Annotated in this window: 18 protein-coding genes; 3 read left to right on the top strand and 15 right to left on the bottom strand. The window is 56.0% G+C overall.

The annotated features are described in order from the left end of the window. Positions 1 to 132 precede the first annotated feature (132 nt). The 12 genes from E2H98_RS05055 to E2H98_RS05000 all read right to left on the bottom strand — a co-directional run bounded on the left by E2H98_RS05055 (position 133) and on the right by E2H98_RS05000 (position 15,933). A complete protein-coding gene (locus E2H98_RS05055) occupies positions 133 to 1,080 on the bottom strand; it encodes a homoserine kinase (protein WP_133593040.1) in 948 nt (315 codons plus the stop codon). Beyond that, positions 1,077 to 3,542 (bottom strand): bifunctional aspartate kinase/homoserine dehydrogenase I, encoded by a 2,466-nt coding sequence (gene thrA, locus E2H98_RS05050; protein WP_133593041.1) that lies wholly within the window; start codon positions 3,540 to 3,542, stop codon positions 1,077 to 1,079. Before thrA ends, E2H98_RS05055 begins: the two co-directional genes overlap by 4 nt. Positions 3,543 to 3,930: 388 nt before the next feature. Continuing rightward, a complete protein-coding gene (locus E2H98_RS05045) occupies positions 3,931 to 4,851 on the bottom strand; it encodes an LOG family protein (RefSeq protein WP_133593042.1) in 921 nt (306 codons plus the stop codon). Positions 4,852 to 5,065: 214 nt separating this feature from the next. Next, complete coding sequence (locus E2H98_RS05040) at positions 5,066 to 6,100, bottom strand: hypothetical protein (RefSeq protein WP_133593043.1); 1,035 nt, start codon at positions 6,098 to 6,100, stop codon at positions 5,066 to 5,068. A 58-nt stretch (positions 6,101 to 6,158) separates the two neighbouring features. Further along, complete coding sequence (locus E2H98_RS05035) at positions 6,159 to 7,652, bottom strand: sensor histidine kinase (RefSeq protein WP_133593045.1); 1,494 nt, start codon at positions 7,650 to 7,652, stop codon at positions 6,159 to 6,161. 183 nt (positions 7,653 to 7,835) lie between these two features. Then, positions 7,836 to 8,399: an RNA 2',3'-cyclic phosphodiesterase gene (gene thpR, locus E2H98_RS05030; RefSeq protein WP_133593047.1), complete on the bottom strand. Its 564-nt coding sequence runs from the start codon at positions 8,397 to 8,399 to the stop codon at positions 7,836 to 7,838. Positions 8,400 to 8,640: 241 nt separating this feature from the next. Then, positions 8,641 to 9,066: a YybH family protein gene (locus E2H98_RS05025; protein ID WP_133593049.1), complete on the bottom strand. Its 426-nt coding sequence runs from the start codon at positions 9,064 to 9,066 to the stop codon at positions 8,641 to 8,643. Positions 9,067 to 9,078: 12 nt separating this feature from the next. Continuing rightward, a complete protein-coding gene (locus E2H98_RS05020; RefSeq protein WP_133593051.1) occupies positions 9,079 to 9,561 on the bottom strand; it encodes a hypothetical protein in 483 nt (160 codons plus the stop codon). 19 nt (positions 9,562 to 9,580) lie between these two features. After that, positions 9,581 to 12,667, bottom strand: a complete 3,087-nt coding sequence (locus E2H98_RS05015; RefSeq protein WP_133593053.1) for an efflux RND transporter permease subunit — start codon at positions 12,665 to 12,667, stop codon at positions 9,581 to 9,583. Between the two features lie 18 nt (positions 12,668 to 12,685). Further along, positions 12,686 to 14,287, bottom strand: a complete 1,602-nt coding sequence (locus tag E2H98_RS05010; protein WP_133593054.1) for an efflux RND transporter periplasmic adaptor subunit — start codon at positions 14,285 to 14,287, stop codon at positions 12,686 to 12,688. After that, positions 14,284 to 15,492: a TolC family protein gene (locus E2H98_RS05005; RefSeq protein WP_133593056.1), complete on the bottom strand. Its 1,209-nt coding sequence runs from the start codon at positions 15,490 to 15,492 to the stop codon at positions 14,284 to 14,286. The genes E2H98_RS05010 and E2H98_RS05005 overlap by 4 nt, the downstream gene beginning before the upstream one ends. 57 nt (positions 15,493 to 15,549) lie before the next feature. Further along, positions 15,550 to 15,933 carry a hypothetical protein gene (locus tag E2H98_RS05000; RefSeq protein ID WP_133593058.1) on the bottom strand — a complete coding sequence of 128 codons (384 nt, stop codon included), beginning with the start codon at positions 15,931 to 15,933 and terminating at the stop codon, positions 15,550 to 15,552. 138 nt (positions 15,934 to 16,071) lie between these two features. Here E2H98_RS05000 and hrpB point away from each other — a divergent pair, with 138 nt between their 5' ends. Beyond that, positions 16,072 to 18,585 (top strand): ATP-dependent helicase HrpB, encoded by a 2,514-nt coding sequence (gene hrpB, locus E2H98_RS04995; protein WP_133593060.1) that lies wholly within the window; start codon positions 16,072 to 16,074, stop codon positions 18,583 to 18,585. 43 nt (positions 18,586 to 18,628) lie between these two features. Here hrpB and E2H98_RS04990 read toward each other — a convergent pair whose 3' ends face one another. Then, entirely contained in the window at positions 18,629 to 18,871 is a 243-nt protein-coding gene (locus E2H98_RS04990) for a hypothetical protein (RefSeq protein ID WP_133593062.1), read from the bottom strand. A gap of 155 nt (positions 18,872 to 19,026) precedes the next feature. Between E2H98_RS04990 and E2H98_RS04985 the strand changes: the two genes are divergently transcribed. After that, on the top strand, positions 19,027 to 19,530 hold the full coding sequence (locus E2H98_RS04985; RefSeq protein WP_157591252.1) for an SET domain-containing protein-lysine N-methyltransferase: 504 nt from the start codon (positions 19,027 to 19,029) through the stop codon (positions 19,528 to 19,530). Positions 19,531 to 19,700: 170 nt separating this feature from the next. Beyond that, positions 19,701 to 21,959, top strand: coding sequence for a penicillin-binding protein 1B (mrcB, locus tag E2H98_RS04980; RefSeq protein WP_133593067.1), 2,259 nt, complete (start codon positions 19,701 to 19,703; stop codon positions 21,957 to 21,959). 803 nt (positions 21,960 to 22,762) lie between these two features. Here mrcB and E2H98_RS04975 read toward each other — a convergent pair. After that, entirely contained in the window at positions 22,763 to 23,167 is a 405-nt protein-coding gene (locus E2H98_RS04975; protein ID WP_133593069.1) for a hypothetical protein, read from the bottom strand. Positions 23,168 to 23,275: 108 nt separating this feature from the next. Beyond that, entirely contained in the window at positions 23,276 to 24,064 is a 789-nt protein-coding gene (gene murI, locus E2H98_RS04970) for a glutamate racemase (RefSeq protein ID WP_133593071.1), read from the bottom strand. Between the last annotated feature and the right edge of the window lie 53 nt (positions 24,065 to 24,117).

Here is a 24,117-nt window from a genome sequence, read left to right as displayed (position 1 = left end):
GGAACAAAAGCACCGTGCCGATGCTTTGTAATGGCGCCAGGAGAAAGTTGGCTTTCAGCCGGCTGGCGCAGACGGGGACCCGTTTTTTTCTTTTCGATGTCTGTTACTTCGAAACAAAATGATGAAAGCATATTAACGACCTGGAATTTCCGACTGCCTTGCACCTGTCTGATCGATCACACAGATCCAGCTTTTCACTTCTGAACCAGGATAAACCTGCAGTAACGCTCGCTGTACTTTCTCGGCACTGGCACGGCTTTCGCAAACGGCCAAGCTCGTGGGGCCTGCGCCGCTGATGGAGTAGGCGAGTGCGCCATTGGCCTTGGCGATTTGCAGTGCTTCCGCGAAGTGTGGAATCAATGGCGCGCGATGCGGCTCTATCAAGGTATCGTCCAACAACGCGGCGGCTTCGGCAAATTGCGATTGGTGTAGATGATGAACAAAACCAGCGAGGCGCATGGCGACATCGGTGGTTTGTTTCAGTGGAATGGTTTTCGGCAGCACGGCGCGGGCTTCTTTGGTTGCAAGCTGGGTGCCGGGGTGCAGTAGTACGTAGTGCCAAGGCGGGGTGGGTAATGCCAGGGCTTTTTGTTCACCATGCGACATCAGTTGCAGGCCGCCGAGTAGGCTCGGTGCGACGTTGTCGTAGTGGATGCTGCCGCTGATCTGGCCTTCGAGTTCGCCGGCCAGTATCAGCAGTTCGTTATTGCTCAGTGCGTTGTCATACAAAAGATTCAGCGCTTTGATGGCAGCGACGACAGAAGCAGCACTAGAGCCTAGACCGGAGCCGACCGGTAGCGCTTTGTGCAGCGTCAATTGAACCGCTCTGGGTTTGCCACCGTGTTGAAGCAGCTTTTCGGTGTAGTAATGCAGGCATTGCCAGACGATGTTTTGTTTCGGGTCGGCGGGCAATTGCTCGCGAAATGGACCGGTGATTTGTAGCGAGTTTTCCGGCGCGGATTCTACGCTGACCCAGTCACCCAACGGTTCGCCAACTACCGGTTTCATCGCGGCGCCAAGGATGTCGAAGCCGATGATGAAATTTCCGGAGGATATCGGGGCAAAAGCGGTGGTGCTCATAACATGCCCCGCGCCGGGTGGAAGGAAACGGTGCGTAAAACGTCGGCGAACACGCCTCCTGCGGTGACATCGGCACCGGCACCGTAACCACGGATAACCAGTGGCACCGGATCGTAACGGCGAGTGTAAAACGCCAGCGCGTTTTCGCCATCGCGTATCGGGTACAGCGGGTGTTCCCGGTCAACCTCGATCAAGCCGACGCGGGCCTTACCCTGTTCGATAACGCCAGCGAAACGCAGCGCTTTGTTGTGCTGTTTCAGCTTTTCAATGCGCTCGGCAAAGTAGCTATCGACCTCAGGTAAGCGTTGCATGAAGTCGCTGACATTGCCGTTCAAATCAAAATCAGCCGGGAAAATATTTTCGACGTTGATGTCGCTGAGTTCGGCGATCGAGCCGGAATCGCGCAGCAGAATTAGCAGTTTACGTGCGACATCCATGCCGGATAAATCATCGCGCGGATCGGGTTCGGTAAAGCCTTTGGCCTTGGCTTTTTGCACGGCTTCGGAGAACTTGACGCCGTCATCGAGCAGGCCGAACACATACGACAGGGAGCCGGACAGAATGCCGGAGAAGCGTTGCAGTTTGTCGCCGCTTTTGACGACGTTTTGCAGCGTGTCGATAACCGGTAGTGCAGCGCCGACATTGGTTTCGTACAGGTAGCGACGGTTTTGCTGGTCGGCTGTGGTGCGCAGGTCATGGTAGAACGCCATATCGAGCGTGTTGGCTTTTTTGTTGGCGGTGACCACATGCAATCCGGCTTTCAGCGCGGTGAGCTGGGTGCGCGCCACGTGCGCATCGCTGGTGCAATCAACCAGCACCGGGTTCAAGTAGCCGTCGTTGCTAACGTTGGCTATTAGCGCCTGCAAATCGACGGGCTGGCCTTGTTGCAACTTACTCATCGCTTGCTCTGGTGCAAAGCCGTCGCTGTTCATGAACATTTTCTTGCTGTTGGCGACACCACACAAGCGCAAGTCAATACCGTGTTCACGTAGAAACGGCTGCTGGTTTTGTAGCTGCTCCAAAAGCGCTTTGCCGACGGTGCCGACGCCAACCAGAAATACCTCGACTTGCTGGCGGCTCTCAAAAAATTGTTGGTGAATACCTCGCAAGGCGCGGCGCTGTTCCTTGTGGCTGATGACCACCGAAAGCGAGCGTTCGCTGGAGCCCTGGGCAATGGCGATGGCATTGACGCGGGTGGCAGCCAGCGCTGAGAAGAAGCGGCCGGCCAAGCCTTTTTGATGATGCAGGCCGTCACCAACCAGCGTCAGAATGGCGATGTCTTTATCACATTCGAACGCGCGCATCAGGTGTGATTGCTGCTCGAGTTTGAATTCCTGTTGCAGGGCATTCAACACGCGCTGGCTGTCTTTGCTCGGCACGGCAAAGCTCAAAGAAAATTCCGAGCTCGCTTGGGTAATCAATATAATTGATACTTTTTCGCGCGCAACGGTAGCAAATATGCGCGCCGCAACGCCGGGCACGCCTTGCAGGCCGGGACCAGCGATGGTGATCAGTGCGACGTTATCGAGCAGCGTCAGGCCGCGTGCGGCCGCTTGTGGAATGACCGAGGCGCGATCGATTCGGGTGCCGGCTGCTTCCGGTTTCAGCGTGTTGCGAATCAGAATCGGAATACCGAACTCTGCCAGAGGGCCGATGGTTTTCGGGTGCAGTACTTTGGCGCCGAAGTGGCAGAGTTCCAGCGCTTCTTCGAAGCTTAAATTCGGCAACACTTTGGCGTTGGCGACCAGGCGTGGATCGGCAGTGTACACGCCATCTACATCGGTCCAAATCTCGCAGCTTTTGGCTTGCAGCGCGTAGGCGAGTAGGGCGCCGGAAAAGTCGGAACCGTTGCGGCCAAGCAGGGCAACGGCATGCTGGTCATGGCCGGCGAAAAAGCCTGGCATCAATACGACATCGAAGGTTTTACGGTTGAGTTCCGCGCCATTTTTTGACAGCAAGAACATGTCCGGCAGCGCTTCCAGCACATCGCCGTTGCAGCGAATCAGTTCACGCGGGTCTTGCAGCAGAACGTGTTTGCCTTGTTGTCGCAGCAGCGCCGCGATCAGCGATGAACTCAGTTGTTCACCTTTACAGAGAATGCGGGCACGCACTTCATCGGGGCAGGTTTTCAGCAGTCGCACACCATTCAAATCACGCTGCAATTCATCGAGCAAGCTTTGCTCGGCTTGTTGCCATTGCTGCAGCGCTTGGCCGCTCAGGGCATTGTCCGGATGATCGAGCAGGGCTTGATGGCGCTGACGGATTTCCTTGAAGAGGACATCGTCGCTTTTACCGGCTATCGCGTCATCAATGGCCTGTACGAGCAGGTTGGTGATGCCGCCGACGGCAGAAACCACAACACCGACACGCTGCTCATTGGCGCTTTCCCTGACCACCTTGATGACCTGGCCAAGGCGCGCGGCCTCGGCCAGGGAGCTTCCTCCAAACTTCATGACTTTCATGTTGCCTCCTTGCCCGTTCTCACTTCGCGCGGTCAACAAAAAAGCCCGCGACCGGTAAGGGTGGCGGGCTTTTTCGGTAATTTTTCAGACGCTACCGATTCCACCACCCCTGCTGGGTAGTGCCGGTACCGGTACCTGTGCGGTTACTGATGTGAGAAACGAGATGTTGATTTTGCATAGTTTTTTCAAAATGCGTTTTTTCAGATTTAAAGTCAAGCAGGAATTTCTGATGGCTTTATGACAGGTGATTCTAAAGGTGCTTGGCCATCCCACGATTTTCTGTTGTATAGACAGGCAGTCAATGAAGCTTGGAGCCGCTGCAGCTTTACGCTCGTAGCGAATTCCACTTCCCCTCCTCCACGAGACGAGAGGGGCTTTCACGATCATCTCACTCTACCAGTGCTTCACCATTTGTTAGCGGATGGGCTCGATAGAATGCGGCAATATGGTCGAAGGCTTCGTCGACACTGTCGGCATAGCGAAACAATTGCAGATCTTTTTCTTCGATGGTGCCTTCCTCAACCATCGCTTCGAAATTGATCACGCGCTGCCAGTAGCGGCGGCCGAATAGCACAATCGGTAACGGTCGTATCCGGCCTGTTTGCAGCAGCGTCAGTGTTTCGATTAATTCATCAATGGTACCGAAGCCTCCGGGAAAGGTGATGATGCTGCGGGCGCGCATCAGGAAATGCATCTTGCGAATCGCGAAATAATGAAAATGAAAACAGAATTCCGGTGTGATGTACGGGTTCGGTTGCTGCTCTTTCGGTAGCACGATGTTGAGACCGATGCTGGGCTTGCCTGCGTCCGATGCGCCGCGATTGGCCGCTTCCATGATGCCGGGACCGCCACCGGTGATCACGGTCGCCGGAAAGCCGAATGCCTGTTCACTTTCAGCGGCGATGCGCGCCGCCAGTTGCCGGGTGTAGTCGTAGTACTCGGATTTTTGTTGCAGCGACTGTTGATATTGCAGTTCGCGTTGTCGTTGCGGATTGTTCGGGTCGGCAGCCAATAGTTGTTGGACGGTTTCGGTGTGTTTGGCTGCGATGTCGGCAGGACGTATGCGGGCACTGCCGAACATGACAATGGTGTGATCGATGCCGGCGCGTGACAACAATAAATCGAATTTCTGCCATTCCAGTTGCAGACGCACGGCGCGAGTGTCATCGGAGGTAAGAAAATCCTGATCGGCGAACGCCAGCCGGAAAGAGGGCGAGCAGGTTTGCGGTGAATCGCTCTGGCATTGCGCTTCCGCGACGGTGGCGCGAGCGCTTGGGTAAACGCGTGGGCGGGTCGGCTCTTTGCTCATAACGGGTTTGGCCGTGGCGTGATTTTCTCCTTTATAGCATTAGAGGGAAACTGGCGTCGCGATGACTTTCTTCTCCCGGGTGGATCCAGATCAATAAAAGCAGGTAGGTGCGAATTCATTCGCACACCGGTCATGGTTAGAGAATGTCCGGATATATTCTGAGGAATCCGGACCTACCGGCACCTTTCCGGACTTGCTGTTGGCGATAGCACGGTCAAGGAAGGGCGGCGAGCGGTTCGGTTGGTTCGCTGACTTCGTTTTCTTGCTCGATTTGCGGCTCTTCCGCCGGACAACTGTTGCGCTCGATGATTCGAGCCGGAAAGACTGGCAACGCGGTGCGCGGCTGATAGCTTTTGATCAAATCGCCGACGGTGAGGCTGCCTGGTGTCAGCGTTAACGGATACGCCTGTACACGCTGCTGTTGCACGCGAATAATTTGCGCGCTGCCAAGCAAGCGCTCCGGGTCTTCGCGATGGAAGATCTCCACGACTTCACCAACTTTTTGTGTCGGTTCCGCAATGCGCCATTCAACCCGGCCGTCGCGTAGTGCTTCAATGGCGTGGAATTGCTCGCGTTCCGGATGCTGTCGTTGCAACCAGTAGACAACCCGGTGCATCAATGCTGTCGTCGTTTGCCCGATCAGTGAGCGCCGATAATGCTCGGCAAACTCTGGATGATGACCATCGGGCAGGCTGGCGGCGCCGCGAAAGCGTTCGCAAGGGCGGGCTTCCAAGAAACTGGAAAACTGGCGCTGCTCAGCGCGCTGACGATCATGCCATTGCACATTGAAGCCGACTTGCGTGCGCAGGCCCGGTTGCCAATCTTCGTACCAGCGGTTGAATGTGCTTTCGCTGTCGCGCCAAAAGCCGCCTTCGCCCTCGGCCGTGTATAGCGGTTGGTACTCAATCAGCATGATGTCGATGCGATAACGCTCGTCGGGATTGCTGGAGCGCACGAACAATCCGGTCTGGTCCAGCGTTTGTTCCAGCCACCAATCGAGGTAAGCGAGCGGCACAGCGCCGGTTTCAATGTCGTCGAGACCGTCGGCATCTCGGATCAAATGATTATCGGTTTCCAGCCGGCTGCGGTTTTCGATATGCAGGTAAACCGGAATGCGCTGCTGAGTTTGTTGCGGCCAGAATGCCTGTGCCCAGAGTGGCCATTCCTGTTGCCGGATCGGTTCGAACGGATGTTGCTCGGCGAATGCCGGAGCCAATGGCAGCAAAAGCAAGGCGAGAATTCGAAGCATGGCGCAATAGGAAAAATTCAAGACTGATGCCTAGGCTATCGGCCGACGGGCCGAAAAATTAAGCGTCGTTGTCCTCTTGATTGGGCAGACTGAACCAGAACATGGCGCCACCACCCGGCGTGGCGCTGGCGCCAACCTGGCCGCCGTGGGCGTAGACAATGCGCGCGACGGTTGCAAGGCCGATGCCGGTGCCGGGGAATTCGCTGTCTTTGTGCATTCGGTAGAACGGCTGGAACAGGCGCTGGGCATAGGAGCTGTCAAAGCCGACGCCGTTATCCTGAATCAGAAAACGGGTTTGATTATGAATGTCGGCCTCACTCCACAAACGTATCGTTGCGTTCGGTTTGGTCGACGTGTATTTCCAGGCGTTGCTGATTAGATTTTCGATGACATGACGCAGCAACTGCGGATCACCCCAGGCGGTCAGTGGATCCTTGCAAATCAGCTCGACATGGCGCTCCGGGTGGTGCGCTTCAAAATCCTTGTGGACCTCTTCGGCGATTCTCGCCAGCGAAAGGGTTTTGCGTTCGACAGCGCTGCGCGACAATCTGGCCAGACGTAACAGGTCGTCGGTCATCTGCATCATGCGCTTGGCAGCACTTTCAATGCGATTCAACAAGATTCGATTGTCTTCACTGAGCTCGCTTTCGCCTTGTTCTCTCAGCAGCGCAGAAAAGCCGCTGATAGCGCGGATCGGTGAGCGCAGATCGTGGGAAAGTGTGTAGATGTAGGACTCCAATTCCTGATTCAATCGCGACAATTCCTGCGTGCGCGTGGTCACGCGCTCTTCCAGTTGTTGATTCAATTCGCGCAGATCGCGCTCGTTGCGCACCTGTTCGGAAATGTCACGGAAGATGGACAGCATGTGCGGCTCGCCGTGCAGCTGCACGACCACAGATGACACCGAGACATGCAGAATATTGCCTTGCTTGTCGAGCATTTCCACCGGCATGCATTCGACCCGGCCATGAGCCATCAAACCTTCGAGCAAACGCAGCCGATCCGAGGGATTTTTCCAGGCACCGGAATCGATCGAGGTGCGACCAAGTAAATGCGAGGCATCGTAGCCGCTGAGTTTTTCGTAAGCCTTGTTGACTTGGACGACGACGTTATCGCTCATCCGGGTCAGCGAAATGACATCCGGTGCCAAATTGAAAATCGCGTGGAAAGTTTCCATCGTTGAGCGCAAACTGCGATAGGTCAGCCGCAGTTCGCTCAAGTCCTGGGCGTAGAAGCAAGCCAGAGTTTGATTGCCGTAAGCTTGCAAGCGTACCACGCCATAAAAAAATTCATCGGATTCCGGGTTACGCAGCCATTCTGATTTAACGGCGCACTCGCGTTCGCTGGAGTAGTTTTTCCAATTCTGCAATAGCGCATCGTCGGCGGGGATTTGCAGCGCACCGTTTTCGTTGCTGCCAGGGGCCGGATAAAGATGCCCGCACAGAAAGCGGAAGCTGCCGTTGGCGTAATGGACGACGCCTTGTGCGTCGAAAATCATTACCGCAAACGGCGCCTGGTCGAGCGCCGGTGGAGAAAGCTCTACCGGGTTCATTGATCGGCATCCACCTGTTGTTGTCAGCCCTGTCCCTGTTGCACATCGAGCGCTAAGGCAAAAAGCGAAGGCTGGTTAAACGCAAACGCGCCGACACGGGCGCCATGTCCATCCATCAAGCCGTGGCTCGCCAGACAAACGAACCGCGGCCGAAAACTCCGGATGGACTTTAAAGATAGACCATCATCGCGGTTGCGGACGCAAGGGGCGCTGTAATGGCCATTCGGCCAGGACTTCGTAGTAGACACCTTGTTTCGCCGGCCGGCTTTCCAGCAACTGCACCATGCTGCAGCGCAAACTCAGGTTCATCTGGTCGCTGGCCGGTGGTACCGGAGGCTCGACATCGCGAGCCAGCGTGATATGGGGTTGGTAGTTGTGTTCCTTGCGGGCATTGCCCCAGTGCTGGGCCAATTGCTGGCAGCGTGCAGCCAGCCGGCTTAGCGCTTCCGGTACCGCGCATGGTGCGATGCTCAGCACTTTTGCGCGGGCGAAATACGCCAGCTCGCCGAATTCCAGCAGAAACGGCGGATAGCCATCGAAGCGGCTGTCCATCAGCGCATCGAGCCGGCTGCCATAGATTTCACCGATAAACGCCAGCGTCAGATGGAAATTGGCAGTCGGTACCATGCGACCGGTAATCGGCATGGCCCGGCGCCAGACATCAAGCTTGGCGCTGGTTTCACTGTCGATTGGCAGCGCGAAAAATACCCGGTGTTGTTGGCCGCTACTTTGGCGTTTGTTGCCCATCTCTTGCTTCCAATATTGGTGCGGTAAGTATGGCCATGCGTAGACAGCGAGTTGCCGTTGCCGCCGCACGGCTCTTTATAGTGTAGAAGTTCAGCTAATGCAGAAGTGCAGCGTGACCAAGCTGGCGCCGGCGTTTGTGTGCTTGCGGAAAACCAAAACGCGTGTGGACGCGGTTAAGACGATGCTGCATGGTAAACGGAGCGCCCTCTCCTTGTCAGGAGAGGGCGGGTAGGGTGCTGATTTAATGCGCTTTTCGTGAAGACCAGTGAATATGCTGAATCTTCCAGCCATCATCGGTTTTCTTCAGCAACATGGTTTCCAGTCCAACCAAATGCACCGCTTTACCTTTGTAGCTACCGCTGCTTTCGGTTTCCTGCAACACGGTTTCGTAGTTGCCATGGCTAATGCGTTGGGTTGAAGTTACTTTGCGGGCTACCTCGCGGCTGAATGCGATATCGGAATCAAGGTGATGAGACGCGTATTCAGCCTTGGATTTCTCCTTATGGCCCGATTCATAAATCATCACGTTGTCATCCAGAAACGTCAGCGCCTTGTCGCGTTCACCAGCGGATAACGCCTGATGAAATTGTTCAACGGTAGCGGCCGCGTCGGCTAACACGGCAACACTTGCGCAGCTCAGCAGCAGCGCAAAAACTCCCTTGTTCATATGCAGTCCTTTTCAGTGTTTGTGGTCGTGATCGTGGCTATGGCTGTGTTCCGGTTTTTCATGGCTGTGATCGTGCTGATGATGGTCGCTGACTTTCGCTTTTTTGAACGGGGTGAACTTGGCTTGCACTTTCTCACCTTTGCCCGGCGTCAACACGACCACGGCCTGCAAGTCCGCACTGGTCGGAAATTTGCCTTTGGCGCTCAGGCGATTGTCACCGGCCGGTTTCAGATCCACTTTCTGCACTTTCTTGTCGGCCAACAGCGTCACGTGCGCGCTGGCGCCATCGGCGGTTTGCTTATTGTCGGCATGATCAGTCAAAAACAAATCCAGCTGATCGCCTTTGACCACCAGCTCCATATGATAGAGCCCAGCCATTCGGAGTTGACCTCCATTCGGCGCGGTTTGTTGATCGAGCCAATTGTCATCATGCGCGTGCGCCGTTGGCAGCAGCGCCAGGCCGGCAAATAACGTAGCGAGTTTCAAGGTTTTCATGATCTACCTCATTGAACAGTTAGGGGGTTGGAGTGGATTGTTGCAAAAAAGTTTTCGAGGCGTTCTCGCCCCAGCGCCAATAGGCGACCGGCGTCACAATGGTGTCGAGCAAGGTCGAGCTGATCAGGCCGCCAAAAATCACCACGGCGACCGGATGCAGGATTTCCTTGCCCGGATCACCGGAGGAAAGCACCAGTGGGATCAAGGCAAACGCGGCCGTCAGCGCCGTCATCAATACCGGCGTCAGGCGTTCCAACGAACCGCGCACGATCATGTACTGATCAAAACGTTCGCCTTCATGCTGCATCAGGTGCAAGTAATGGCTGATTTTCAGAATGCCGTTACGGGCACTGATGCCGGCCAGTGTGATGAACCCAATCAAGCTGGCCACCGATAACGGCTGGCCACTGAGCCAGAGCGCGACAACACTGCCGACCAGCGCCATCGGAATATTGGCCATGATCAGCAGCGCCAAACGGCCAGAGTGATAGCGGCTGTACAGCACCAGAAAGATCAGCAGAAACGAAATCACCGACAACAGCGAAATCAAACTCGTGGCTTGTTGCTGCGCCTGAAATTGCCCTTCCAAGGCGATGCTGTAACGCTCGGGCAAGCTGAAGTTATCGATGACGTTTTGCACATCGACCATGACATCGGAAATGGCTCGATCCTGAGTATTGGCCGACAAGATAATCCGGCGCCGGCTTTGTTCGCGACCAATCTGGTTCGGGCCGTCGGTTTCGATAATCTGTGCCAGCTCTGACAGCGGCACGTGGCCATCTTTGACCGGAATCAGCAATTGCGATAAACCATCGGCGTTGCGGAAGCGATCGTCAACGCGAATGACCACATCGTAACGGCGATTGCCATCGATCAATTGAGTGACGCGTTCGCCGCCAACCAGTTGCTCCAGTGCGCGCAGTACCTGGCTCGGAGTGACGCCGAGTGCAGCGGCACGCTCATAATCCAGCTGCACTTTGATCTGCGGCACCCGCACCTGGCGCTCGACACTCAGGTCGACCAGGCCATCGACATTGGCCAGTTGTGTGCGCAGGCTTTCCGCCAAACTGCGCAGCGCATCCAGATCTTCACCAAAGATCTTGATGGCGATTTCGGCACGAACACCGGACAGCAAATGATCGAGCCGGTGTGAAATCGGCTGGCCAATGCTGATGCTGGCCGGCAGCGCGTTCAGGCGGTTGCGAATGTCGGCAATCACCGCTTCGCGCGGGCGTTCCCGATCCTGCAAATCGACATCGATTTCGCCGTAATGGACGCCTTCGGCGTGTTCATCCATTTCGGCGCGGCCGGTACGTCGCCCCACTTTTTTCACTTCGGGAATTTGCAGCAGCAATTGTTCGGCCAACGTGCCCACCCGGTTCGACTCTTCCAGCGACACGCCGGGCTTCATCAGCAGATTAATGGTCAGCGTGCCTTCGTTGAACGGCGGTAGGAAACTGCGCGGTAAAAACGGAATGACGGCAACGGCAACGAACACCAGCGCGATCGAGACCGTAAACAGCGGCCGATGATGGTCGAAGCTCCAGTGCAATAGCTTTTCATCCCATTTTTTTAAGTATTGCACCAGCGCACTGTCTCCATGCCGCAAACGTTTCATTTTTGGCAACAGGTAGTAAGACAGCACCGGTGTTACCGTCATCGACACCAACAAACTGGCCAGAATCGAAACGATATAGGCAATACCCAGTGGAATGAACAAGCGGCCTTCGATGCCGGGCAGGGCGAACAGTGGTACAAACACCAGGATGACGATCAGCGTCGCGTAGACGATGCCGGAACGCACTTCAATGGAGGCATCGCGAACAATGTCGAATAACGGCTCGGTGCCGAGTTTTTGTCGCAGTCGCCGTAAAATATTTTCGACATCGACGACGGCATCATCGACCAGTTCGCCGACCGCGATGGCAATGCCTCCGAGTGTCATCGTGTTCAGCGACAGGTTCATCAGCTTGAACACCATCAACGTCATCGCAATTGACATCGGAATTGCCAGCAGCGAGATCAAGGTGGTGCGTGCACTCATCAGGAACATGACCAGAATGATCATGACCATAACGGCGCCATCACGAAGCGCTTCCTGTACGTTGTCAATTGACGCATCGATAAAGCTGGCCTGGCGGAACAACACTTCTGCTGCGCGTAAACCTTCCGGCTTCTGGGCATTGAACTGGGCCAGGGTTTTCTCGATTTCCGCCGTCAGACTCAGCGTGTCGGCACCCGGTTGTTTTTGCACTGACAGAATCACGCTCGGTGTGGCATTGAAACTGGCATCACCGCGTTTCGGTTTGGCGGCAATTTGCACATCCGCCACCTGTTTTAACAACACCGGATGTTCGTCACGATGAGCGACCACCAGCCGCTGCAAATCTTCCAACGAGGTATTGCGCCCCTGATGACGAATCAGGTATTCGCGCCCGGCCTGGTCGAGAAAGCCGCCGCTGGTGTTCTGACCGAAATCCTTCAGGCTGTCTGATAGTTCAGCCAGCGGGATCTGCAGCGCCATCAAACGCTGCGGGTCTGGCGTTACGCGAAACTCGCGCACCTCGCCACCAATTGGAATGACTTGTGCGATACCGGGAATGCTGAGCAGACGTGGACGCAAATCGTATTCCGCGATTTCCCGCACCCGCATCGCATCGGCACCATCGGCGGCCAGCGCAATCAGCATGATCTCGCCCATGATCGACGCGATAGGTCCCATCTGGGCATGGGCGTCATCCGGCAACTGCTCGCGTGCGGCTTGCAGTTTCTCCGAAACCATTTGTCGGTTGACGAGAATGTCGGTGCCCCAGGCAAACTCAACATAAATGACCGACAAACCAATGCCGGAAACCGAACGCACACGCGTAACGCCGGGCATGCCGTTTAGCGCCGACTCCAGCGGAAAACTGACAAACTGCTCGACTTCTTCAGGTGCCATGCCGGGCGCTTCGGTCATCACCGTCACGGTTGGACGATTCAAATCCGGAAACACATCAACGGGCAGTTGCCGCGCCGAGTAAAAGCCGCCAACCATCAGCAGCAGAGCCACAATCAGCACGAACAGGCGCTGACGTAGACTTGATTCAACAATGAAATTGAACACGTCGTTTGCTCCCTGCCTTCAGCGCACTTGTTGCAGCAGACTGGCGCCGCTGACAACAACGCGTTCACCACCTTGCAAGCCGCTGGTAACCAGTGCCGTGGCGTTCGGTTGCGCTTGCGCTTCAACGGCCCGCAGCGCAAAAATTTCTGGCGCCAGTTTGATGACCAGCATCTGCCGGCCATCATCGCCGCGCAGCAACGCCGATTGCGGCACCAGTACCCCGGACTGTTGCTGGCCACTGACCACAAGCGCCGAACCAATGGCACCCACGCTCAAGCGCTCGGCCGGTTCCCGCAAGCGAAATTGCACTGGCACGGCTTGATCACGCAGCTTGCGACCAGCGCCAATAAAACTCAGCGCGTATTCATTGCCCTGATGCACAAACACCGCATCTTTGATTTGCGCAGCCATCGCTTCATCGAACGCCAGGGCTTCGACCAAAAACGCTTTCGGTGTGACGATTTCGAACAACGTCTGGCCGGTGTCGGCTATGGCGCCGGCAACGATTTTCACGTCGCTGATAACGCCACTGACCGGTGCCGTTAGCGGCAGTTTTGCGTGCAGCGATTGCTGCAGGCTGGTGGCATGCACGCGCAGTGCGTCGACGTCGGCCTGTGCTGCTTCCCATTCTTTGCGTGGCACACTATCGCGAATCTGTTGCAGCCGTTGCCAGCGCTGTTCCGCCAATTGCAATTGGCTTTGCACTTGCGCGTGTTCGGCCTGCAAGGAGGCGCGCTCGCCCTGGCTCAACACTGGTTCAAGGTAAGCGAGCACAGCGCCGGCTTTGACTTCGGCCCCCAGCTGCGGCAAGCGCTTTCCTGCCGGCAACACGCGACCGGTTTGCGTCGCTTGCACCAGCCCGCTGCCGCTCGGGTCGGCAATCACTTGTGCGTTCAGTCGATAACTTAATGTGTGGCTATCAAGAGCAGTTTTTTCCGTGCGTACATTCATCAGCCGTTGGCTGGGCTTCGGTACAAACAATTGTCCATCGGGCAAGCGCATTGGGCTGGCGCTGCCAAGCGTCGTCGGTAGTTCTGATTCGTGGCTGTGTTGCTCATCGCCATGGGCAAAACCGTCGGTTGAAGCGCCAACAAATGTCATGATCAGCACCGCCGTTGCCGCTTGGCGTTTGCGCCAGAATAGCCAGCCAGCGAGCGGCACAAGCAATAGTGTCAACCACCACCATGACCAGTGTTGGTGAGCGGCTTCCTGATCGGCACTGACGGTAAAGTCAGCGAGCAGCAGTTCGTTGTACTGTTCGCTGGTGACGGCAATGACGATGCTGTGTTTACCCAGCGAGTTTTCCGGCACCGCGAGTTGATAGCTGCCATTGTCGACGCGCTCGACAGCGAGAGTTTGGCCGTCGAGATCGATGTTTAACTCGGCATCAACGGGGGCGTTGCGATCGCGATCATCGAGGTACAACTGCCAGGGCGTTTCGCTGTAAACCAGCACGGCCTCCAGTTGCTCGCCTTCCAGTGCCAATCGGGCGCTGGTGTTGGCGGTGCTGGTCGCCGGCGTTTCGTCGCCGTGACTGTGTTCTTCACCGCCATGGCCAAAAACCGAGGTGGCGCTTAACACCAGCGTCAAGATCAAAGTGGAAACATTCAGACGGTTCATGGCAAAAATCCTTGCGCTTCGATTAAGTCGGCATAGGCCTGTTGTTGTTGTTGCGTGAAGCTAATGGCGTCGGCTTCGGTGTCGTAAGCGCGGGTTTGGGTGAGCAGGAATTCGGCGAGACTTTGTTCGCCCAGTTCAAAGGCTTTTTCGGCCAAGGCCAACGCTTGCGCTGTGAGTTGCTGACGCTTTTGCAGCAGCGCTTGTTCGCGTTGCAGTGCGTTCAGGCGTTGTTGTGCTCGCTCGATGGCCAGCGTCAATTCGCGTTCTCGTTGCTGAAATTGCAGTTCGCTTTGTCGTTGTTCGGCGCGCGCCTCGGCGATAGCGGCGCGGCGCGGTGCGCCAAACGGCAACGGCATAGAAAAGGCGATACCGGCGAAGTTTTCTTTTTCGCCGAATGGCGACAATTCTTCACGTCGGTATTGCAGCGCCAAGGCGCTACCTTGCAGCCAACCGTCTTTCTCTGCGCGCAGCGCGGCGCTGTTGCGCTGATGCTCGGCAGCCAGTTGTTGCAGCGCCGGGTGCTCCGCCGGTGTGCGCTCGGCATCGCTTGCTGTCGGGATAACGGCAAGCGGTGGCGGTAACGCCGTCAATCGCTGGCCAGTCAGCTGCTGCCAACGCTGTTGAGCGTCGGCCAAAGCCTGTTCGGCTTGCAATAGGGCCTGTTCGGCAGCCAGTTGCTCCGCTTCGATGGTCCATAAATCGGCTTGCGCCAGCTCGCCGGCGTTGGCGCGGCGGGCAGCATTTTCCGCCAAGCGGCGGGCACTTTGTGTGCGCTGAGCGGCCAGCGTTTGGCGTTGAAACTGAGCACGCAATTCCGCATCGGCGCGCAGCAATTCGGCCGCCATTTGCAGTTTCAAATATTGCGCTTCAGCGGCCAGCGCCTTGCCACGTGCCTGGCTTTGGTCGATGCGGGCGCCGCGCGCGATTGGCAGCGGCAATTCCAGTTCGAATTCGGTTTCCGTTTCACTGCCGTCGCCGTTCTCTATACGACCGAGTGTCAGCGATGGACGGTCGCCAAGCCAGCGCCGGGCGCTGTCGAGTTCAGCATCGGCAGCCAATTGGTGCTCGGCTAGTGCCTGGGCTTGGGGATGGCGCTGCCAATAGGCGCTGAGCGCCTGGTCAAAGCGAGCGTTTTCAGGGGTTTCGGCTTGCAACGCGATGCTGAATAGCGCCGGCAGCAGCCATAAATAATGGGTAAATTTCATGGTCAGCTCTTGGCTAGTGGTCAACCTCGCCGTGCGCCAGGCGCACGACGGTCTTGATTACACGTGCAGGAGCCTGGGGGGGCGGGAGATCAGTTCCGGGCGGGAAGGGGTGTCGAATGGCGTACTGCCGATTTGCAAATCATGCCGGATCGACAAGCGGCCATTGAGACTGGCTTGTAAAAGCAGGGCCGAGCAATGGTCGCTGCAATCGTCGCAATGCTGGCAGAGCGAATCTGCACTGAGGTCTGATGAACGCTCATCAGGCTCGGCGTGGTGGCCCTGATGCTCACCATCGCCGTGCATCGCGTGATGGGGTTCGACATCGTGGCTCGCTGAATGATGGCTGGTGGCGGTCTCTGATGGCTGACAATTGAGCCAATGCGTAACGCCGGCGCCGACATAACGGGGCACCAGCACGAGCAGCAGCAGAATCAGCATCATTTTTCGCATGGCGGCAAGTGTAGGCCTTGCCATGGGGCAAGGACAACACTGATTTGGCCAATAAGCCGATGTTACCGATTAATGGTGGCTGGATTCACGTCATAATGGCGACCCTTTGCCACTGTCCTCACCCAACCGATGTCCGTTTTGCCGATAGATGCTGTTCTGCCCGAATTATTGGCTGCACTGCGCGTACAGCCCAATGTCGTGCTATCGGCCGAGCCGGGCGCCGGCAAAACCACGCGGGTGCCGCTGGCTTTGCTTGCCGATGCCGCCTTCGCGCCGGGCAAAATCCTGATGCTGGAACCGCGCCGGCTGGCGGCGATTCGTGCCGCAGAGTATATGGCGGCGCAGCTTGGCGAGCGGGTCGGGCAACAGGTTGGCTACCGAATTCGTGGCGAATCAAAAATCTCCTCAGCGACGCGCATTGAAGTCGTCACCGAAGGCATTCTGACCCGGATGTTGCAGGATGACCCATCGCTCGAAGGCGTGTCGGTGGTGATTTTCGATGAATTCCACGAGCGCTCGATTCATGCCGATTTGGGCTTGGCATTGACGCTGGAAGCGCAAGATGCACTGCGCGATGAGTTGCGCGTGCTGGTCATGTCAGCGACGCTCGATGGCGTCGCGGTTGCTTCGCTGCTGAATGATTGCCCGGTGATTGCCAGCTCCGGTCGCAGCTTTCCGGTGCAAACATTTTACGCACCTCGTCCGAGCGATTACCCGCTGGAGAAGTCGATTGTTGCCGTTGCGCAACGGGCAATGAATGAACAAGAAGGTGATTTGCTAGTGTTTCTGCCGGGCCAGCGGGAAATCCGCCGCGCTGAAACGGCATTACGTGAACTGCTGCAAGAGCGCGTCGCGATTCATGCGCTGTTTGGCGAAGCGAGCATCAGTGCCCAACAGGCGGCGCTGAAACCGGATGCACAGGGCCGGCGCAAAATAATCTTGGCCACGGCAATTGCTGAAACCAGTTTGACCATTGATGGCGTGCGCGTCGTCATCGATTCCGGTTTGGCACGGCAATCGCGATTCGATCCACGTCGTGGCATGTCCGGTTTGGTCACGACGATGTTGTCGCAAGCGACCGCCGAGCAGCGTCGCGGTCGAGCCGGCCGCACGGCACCGGGTGTCTGTTATCGGCTGTGGAGCGAAAGCCAGCAGCAATCCCTGGCGCGTTTTCCAACGCCGGAAATCCTGAGCACCGATTTGGCGCCGTTCGCGCTGGAAATCGCCCAATGGGGAGTCACCGATGTTGCCACGCTGCGCTTGCTTGATGCGCCGCCTGCTGCACATTTACAGCAAGCGCGCGATTTATTGCAGCGCCTGCAAGCTCTCGATCACGAGCTCCGTTTGACCGAGCACGGCAAGACAATGGCGGCATTGCCGGTGCATCCGCGCTACGCCCATATGCTGCTGAAAGCGCGTGAGTTTTCGCAAACCAGTCTGGCTTGCGATATCGCCGCGCTGCTGGAGGAGCGCGATTTGTTGCGCAGCCAGCAAGTCGGTTTTCGCGATGTTGACTTTCATCAGCGCTGGTTGGCTTTGCAGCATGGCGGCGCTGTCGATCGCAACGCCCGGGAGCGAGTCAGAGCGCAAAGTGCAAGGTTGAAGAAAATGCTGCGTGCGGAAGATTCAGCGACTGACGAAGACTTTATTGGGCCTTTACTGGCGTTGGCGTTTCCGGAACGCGTTTGCAAACAACGGCAAAAACAATCGCTGCGCTACCAGAGTGCCGCCGGTGTCGGTTTAAGTTTGCCGGATGGATCACCGCTGAATAAATGCGAATGGCTGGCGGTCGCCGAAGTCGATGGCGTTGGTCAAGATGCAAGGATTTTTCTCGCGGCCGAGATCAAGGAATCCTTGCTGCGCAGCGTATTGGCGTCACATATCGAAACGCGTATCGAAGGCTTTTGGGATGAAAAATCCGACGCCCTGGTGGCACGCGAAGCGGAGTGCATCGGAGCCCTGATTGTCAGTGAAAAGCCGGTAACCTTGAACGAAGCGACGCGATTAGCAGCGGTGATCGCCGGCATTCGTTCACTTGGCTTGTCGGTGCTGCACTGGGGTGATAAAGCAAAAAGTTTGCGGGAACGGGTGCAGTGGTTACGCGAACAGGCCGGGCTGGATGACAGTGACAGAAATCGCTTGCCCGATCTCAGTGACGCGCATTTGCTGGCGACACTGGAGCAGTGGCTGGCGCCGTTTTTATCTGGCGTTACCCGCAAAGCGCATTTGCAACAGCTTGACGTGTTTCCCGCACTCAGTGCCTTGATCGAATTTGAGGCAATGCGCTGGCTCGATGCGATGGCGCCAACGCATTTGACCGTGCCGACCGGCACCGCTGTCAAGATTGACTATGACCAACACCCACCGGTATTGGCGGTACGATTGCAAGAAATGTTTGGCCAAATGGAAACGCCGACGCTGGCGAAAGGCAGAGTACCGGTCATGTTGCATTTGCTGTCGCCAGCGCGTCGGCCGCTGGCCGTTACCCAGGATTTGCAGAGCTTTTGGCAAAACGCCTGGCAGGACGTGCGCAAGGATATGCGTGGTCAATACCCGAAACATTACTGGCCGGAAAATCCATTGGAAGCCGAGCCAACCCGGCGCAGCAAAGCCGCCGATGACCGGGCGCGCAAATCCACCTGAGCGCCTGACCCGCGCTTTCGCGCTGCACCAAATCTGATCCCGTTCACAAAATGCAAGAGCTAAGCTGCTGATTCGATTTGTGTTCTTGGAACTTCCACAATGGTTTAGCCATCCAAAAAAATACTTGAAATGCGCAATCGCCAGTCGCATATTTAACAGCGCCGTCATGTGACGGTTTGGCGACCTCCGGAGCGATTGTTTTTTGTGGCAGCACAGGGCGAGTGGCCGGCTGCGCATGAAAATCATCGACGGAGGTTTTTTGCGTTTGGGCGATCGTGAAACTCATCGCCCGGCATGCCAACAAAAGGAGCGCGTAACGTATGTCATATACCGCACGTCATCGTTGGTTCTGGTCCGGCTGCAAAGACGATTGCAGCTGGTTTGCGTTTCGTGTCCGCGCCGGACAGACGAAACCACCGAAATAAATCAGGAGAGAAACTCATGCCTTTGGATCTGGTCAATTCGTCCGATAGCCATCCGGTGACCGACAACGCTTCCGAAACCGCCCGCCATCCTCGTTACTACCACAAACTCTGCCCACCGTTTCTGAATGAGCCTACCCGCGACAAGGTGCAAGTGATTCGCACGCACGATGGTAAAGGCGAGGGTTTGATTTCGCTGGTGGATGTCGCCGAAGGCGAAGTGGTTTTCCGCTTCTTTGGGCCGGTGCAATCGGAACAGTCCTTGTTCACACTGCAACAGGCGCCGGGGCATTACGTTTCCGACCCACTGGTCATGGGCAAAGTATTGCACTCCTGTGATCCGAATATGGCCTGCGACATGAGCACGCTGACGTTCACAGCTCGTCGCGACATCAAGGCTGGCGAATTTCTGACGATGGATTACGAAACCACCGAGGATGAGTTGTTCCGCTCCTTTACCTGTGGCTGCGGCGCCGAAACTTGTCGAGGCGCCATTCGCGGACGAGCCTTTCGCCGCCCGTAATGCGAACGCAAGAGAAAAGGCGCCAGTGGCGCCTTTTTCTGTTTGATGCCGGAAATACGGGTTGCTGCATGTCTTTGCCGGCGCGAATTCGCTAAACTGTGCCGCCTTGAACCCGTACGATATTTCCAGCTTCGTGCATTTTTCGACATTCCTTCGCAACTGAATCTCCCGTGGCAAAAAAAGCAAAGCAGACTTCATCTTCCAGCAAAACCAACAATGGTAAGGCAAGCAAAAAAGGCTTTCGTTGGTGGCGCTTTTTCTGGCAAACCCTTGCGGTATTGACGGTATGTTTTGCCGCACTGATGCTGTATTTGCATGCCGATGTGCGCAAGCGCTTTGAAGGTCAGCGCTGGACCGAACCGGCCAGTGTCTATGCCCGTGAACATCGCTTGCGTGAAGGGGAATTGCTGAGCGCGACCGATTTGGAGTTGGAATTGCAATTGCTCGGCTATCGTTTACGCGAACAGCCGGCACGCGCTGGCGAATACCGGCGCGACGATCAGCAGTTCTATATTCGGGCGCGGGCATTCACTTTCGTTGATCAAAAACTGCCGGAGCGTATCGTGGTGCTGTCGATTCGCGATGGCCGTGTTTCCCGTTTGCGCGATGGTAATGGTGAACCGTTGGCGGAAGCGCGGCTCGATCCGGTGTTGCTCGGCCGTTTTTCACCGAGCAAAGATGAAGACCGCGAACTGGTGCGGCTGACGGAAGTGCCGCAGCATTTGATTGATGCCTTGCTGGTTGCCGAAGATCGCCAGTTCTATTCCCATTTTGGTATTAGTCCGACGGCGATTGCGCGTGCCGCCTGGGCCAATATTCGTGCCGGTCAAACCGAGCAGGGTGCTTCGACCATCACCCAGCAATTGGTCAAGAACTATTTTCTGAATAGCGAGCGCACCTGGTGGCGAAAAATTCGCGAAGCGCTGATGGCGATTATTCTCGAAGCCAACTACGACAAAGGCGAAATCCTCGAAAGTTATCTGAATGAAATTTATCTCGGTCAAGATGGTCAGCGCGCAATCCACGGCGTCGCCTTGGCCAGCCGCTACTATTTCGGTAAGCCTTTGCAGGAGCTGGCAGAACACGAAAGTGCCTTGCTAGTCGCGATGCTGCGCGGGCCTTCGTATTACTCGCCGTGGCGCAACAGCGAGCGGGCAAAATCACGACGCGATTTGGTGCTGAAAATGCGCGCCGATGTCGGCCAGCTCAGCAGCGCCGAGATGCAGCAACTGCAACGCAAGCCCTTGGGTGTTGTGCACACGCCGCGTAAATTATCGGGCGGTATGCCGGCCGTGCTCGATGCCATTAAACGTGAATTGAAATCCGATGTCGGTGCCATCGATTTCAAACGCTCTGGCGTGCAGATTTTTACCAGCATCGATGCCGTTACTCAGCGCAAAGCGGAATTGGTTGTCAGTAAGGGGTTGAACCGACTTGATGAGGGCAAGGCTCTGCAAGCAGCGATGGTGATCAAGGATCGGCGCAATGGATTGGTGCGGGCCTTGGTCGGCGGCCGCGATACCGATTACGCCGGTTTCAATCGCGCGCTCGATGCGAAGCGTGCCGTCGGTTCAACCCTGAAACCGATTATCTATTACACCGCGTTGAAGCGTTCGCCGCTGTTTACTTTGGCCACGCCCTTGCAGGATTCCAGTTTCGTCATGCGCGCTGATGACGGCAAAACCTGGCAACCGAAAAACTACGACGGTCAGAGTCGCGGCATCGTCAGCCTGCATCGCGCTCTGTCGGAATCCTTGAACTTGGCCACCGCGCGTTTGGCGATGGAAGTTGGCTTAAAACAGGTGGAAAAAAGCCTGCGCGAAATGGGCATTGAGCGCCCCATTGCTTTGTGGCCGTCACTGGCATTGGGTGCGTTGGAATTGTCACCGCTGGAAGTGGCAACGCTGTATTCAGGCATTGCCCACGGCCAGCAAGTGATGCCTAGCCACGCGATTGTCGCTGCCCGTTTTGATGATGGTGAAGTGTGGCGCCGGCAAACGGAATCGCTGGGCGAGCTACATCCGGCATCGAGTTTCCTGACCGCCTACACGCTGCAAGAAGCGGTGCGTGACGGCACTGGAAAAAGTCTGGGCGCACGCTATCCATCATTGAATCTTGCCGGTAAAACCGGCACCACCAACGACACTCGCGATTCTTGGTTTGTCGGTTTTGATGATGAGTATTTGATCGTTACTTGGCTTGGTCGTGACGACAATCAAAGCACCGGCTTAACCGGCGCCAGCGGCGCGATGCAATTATTTGCCGACATGATTGCGGTGAAAACATCCGCGCCGTTGTCACTGCGTTTACCGGCCTCGGTGCGTTTTGCTTATCTGGATGGTTCCGGCAATGCCTACGGACAAGCTTGTGAAAGGATGGAATGGTTGCCGGTGATCATGACAGATGAAATGAGGATGGAGTGTCCTTAAAAAATCACAAGATCAGTCTTTATTTGGTTTTTGCGGTTCATTTCGAAGCCAGAGATAGCGGAAAGAAAAAAACGGGGTCCCCGTCTGCGCCAGCCGGCAACGACAAGTCGGAGGCCGGGTACAACCGCAGGGATTGCGGTTGTAGTGCTGTTGAGGCATGGATGCCGAGCCAGCACGGCCCGAGCTGGAGGCTTGTCGATGCCGGAACGGCTTAGTCGAAGTAGCAAAACTTATCTGGCGCAGTTGGGGCGCGTTTCTTTGCTTACTTTCTTTTGCGCGAGCAAAGAAAGTGAGGCGCCCGCCGGGGCGCGACCCGGCAATCTTGGATCTCAAAAGTTATTGTTTAACAATAAAACAGCGTATGAATTGTTTTAGGGTGCTGATCAATATTCGATAGCTACGTGATTCGGGAAAAGATGAAACTAGTTTATTTACAATGCTCAGGTTATTACGTACTAGCTCTGAACTTCAAAGTTATCTTTAAAAGTGCTGTTCTTTAGTTGTTGTTCCGTTGCTGGGGGAAAGCAACTGTACTTGATCCTCATACAGGTAACGCAGGTAGACTCCAAATTCATTTGAATCGATAGGTCATTCGGATCTGAAAAAATTGCTCCAACTTCCAAACATGCTAACGCAATATTTCCACAACTGGGGCAGCATATGAACTCAGGGCTACCTTGACCACAACAGGGACATATAGTGTTCTTCAATTTCCATTTGGGGCTATTAAACTTCATTATTTTTTTCAAGAGTTAATTAAGTACATAAATGCCCGCTTTCGCGGGCATGATAGAAGATAAATATTATTTCTCTACTGGTGAGCTGAACTGCTCAATACAAACATCCGTCTCGCCGCGCCAGCGTAAGTCCGTAACATTACCTTGTTCATCATAAGCAACCGTCACGGTACAGGCATCGAGTTGCTGGCCACCGCCGGTGGTCGTGGATACACCGCCGCCAACGCGTGAACCAAAGCCGCCTATGCCGATCGAAATCGATGGCTTGTTGGAGACATCGGTGCGGGTCCATTCGGCGTAGTTGACGCCGTTGACGACGCTTTGCGCCGGTGGTGCGCCCCAGCGGTTGATCAAGTCTTGCATCGTTGCCGACTTCAATGGCGCGAAATGGGCATCGACTTTGGCTGGAGACGCTGAGATGCAGGCGACGCAGAGCAGGGACATCAAGGCAGCAGTTACAGCTTTCAACATGATTTCACTCCCGGTAGCGGGTGACCGGAACGGTCATAAGCGTTTGTCCATGATGCCGCGAAACGCGCCGGCTTTCAAACCGTGGCTTGTTGCATAACTTGACGGGGTTCAAACGTGGACAAATTCCAGCGTGGTCAAGCCGCGGGCCTGCAGACTGGGCCAGAGTTGTCTGGCGTTGTCATCGTCAGCCGTCATCCAGACGCAGAACGCCTTGTTGTCGCTTGGCTTCAGCGTTGGCAGCAATTGTTCGACACGGCGGGCAATGGCTTCACCGGAATCCACCCAGCGCACCGGATAGCTGAGCGCGGTATTCAGCTGTTCCAGCAACAAAGGAAAATGGGTACAGGCCAGTACGATGGTATCGGGGTGCGGTTGTGCTTGTTCGAATACCGCCAGTTCCAGTTTCAGCAGCGTCAAATCAATGGGCTGCAAGCGCAAGCGTTGCTCGGCCATTCGTACCAGTGCTGTGCTGCCATGACGGATGATTTGGCAATCGCTTGCAAAGTCATCGATCAGTTTTTGTGTATAGGCACGCTTAATCGTGCCAGGTGTCGCCAGCAGCCCAATCACTTTATTCTGGCTGATTTGTGCAGCCGGTTTTATCGCCGGTACGACGCCAACAAAAGGCAAGGCAAAGCGCGCCCGCAAATGTTCCAGTGCCAGTGTGCTGGCGGTGTTGCAGGCAATGACAATCATTGATGGCTGCGAGTGTTCAATCAAGCGCGTAATGACCGTTTCGACACGCTGGATCAAGTCGGATTCTTCGCGTGGCCCGTACGGAAAGCCAGCGTTATCGCAGGCAAAACTGATCGGTAGCGCCGGTAACCGGATCCGTATTGCATCGAATACGCTCAAGCCTCCGACGCCTGAATCGAATACCAGTACCGGACCGGGCATGGTTTGCTACCGTGTAATGAAATGGCCGCGCAGTGTAACGTGCGCGGCCAGTC

Origin of the sequence: Permianibacter aggregans (assembly GCF_009756665.1) — a bacterium.
GTDB lineage: Bacteria > Pseudomonadota > Gammaproteobacteria > Enterobacterales > Permianibacteraceae > Permianibacter > Permianibacter aggregans.
This window is presented reverse-complemented; position numbering and strand designations above follow the sequence as displayed.

Excerpts from the sequence above, each read along its gene's own strand:
- E2H98_RS05045 (WP_133593042.1), bottom strand. The coding sequence starts at position 4,851 with ATGAGCAAAGAGCCGACCCGCCCACGCGTTTACCCAAGCGCTCGCGCC.
- E2H98_RS05010 (WP_133593054.1), bottom strand. The coding sequence starts at position 14,287 with ATGAACCGTCTGAATGTTTCCACTTTGATCTTGACGCTGGTGTTAAGC.
- E2H98_RS05000 (WP_133593058.1), bottom strand. The coding sequence starts at position 15,933 with ATGATGCTGATTCTGCTGCTGCTCGTGCTGGTGCCCCGTTATGTCGGC.
- E2H98_RS05055 (WP_133593040.1), bottom strand. The coding sequence starts at position 1,080 with ATGAGCACCACCGCTTTTGCCCCGATATCCTCCGGAAATTTCATCATC.
- E2H98_RS05025 (WP_133593049.1), bottom strand. The coding sequence starts at position 9,066 with ATGAACAAGGGAGTTTTTGCGCTGCTGCTGAGCTGCGCAAGTGTTGCC.
- E2H98_RS05020 (WP_133593051.1), bottom strand. The coding sequence starts at position 9,561 with ATGAAAACCTTGAAACTCGCTACGTTATTTGCCGGCCTGGCGCTGCTG.
- E2H98_RS05005 (WP_133593056.1), bottom strand. The coding sequence starts at position 15,492 with ATGAAATTTACCCATTATTTATGGCTGCTGCCGGCGCTATTCAGCATC.
- hrpB (WP_133593060.1), top strand. The coding sequence starts at position 16,072 with ATGTCCGTTTTGCCGATAGATGCTGTTCTGCCCGAATTATTGGCTGCA.
- thpR (WP_133593047.1), bottom strand. The coding sequence starts at position 8,399 with ATGGGCAACAAACGCCAAAGTAGCGGCCAACAACACCGGGTATTTTTC.
- E2H98_RS05035 (WP_133593045.1), bottom strand. The coding sequence starts at position 7,652 with ATGAACCCGGTAGAGCTTTCTCCACCGGCGCTCGACCAGGCGCCGTTT.
- E2H98_RS04985 (WP_157591252.1), top strand. The coding sequence starts at position 19,027 with ATGCCTTTGGATCTGGTCAATTCGTCCGATAGCCATCCGGTGACCGAC.
- thrA (WP_133593041.1), bottom strand. The coding sequence starts at position 3,542 with ATGAAAGTCATGAAGTTTGGAGGAAGCTCCCTGGCCGAGGCCGCGCGC.
- E2H98_RS04990 (WP_133593062.1), bottom strand. The coding sequence starts at position 18,871 with ATGAGTTTCACGATCGCCCAAACGCAAAAAACCTCCGTCGATGATTTT.
- murI (WP_133593071.1), bottom strand. The coding sequence starts at position 24,064 with ATGCCCGGTCCGGTACTGGTATTCGATTCAGGCGTCGGAGGCTTGAGC.
- E2H98_RS05040 (WP_133593043.1), bottom strand. The coding sequence starts at position 6,100 with ATGCTTCGAATTCTCGCCTTGCTTTTGCTGCCATTGGCTCCGGCATTC.
- E2H98_RS04975 (WP_133593069.1), bottom strand. The coding sequence starts at position 23,167 with ATGTTGAAAGCTGTAACTGCTGCCTTGATGTCCCTGCTCTGCGTCGCC.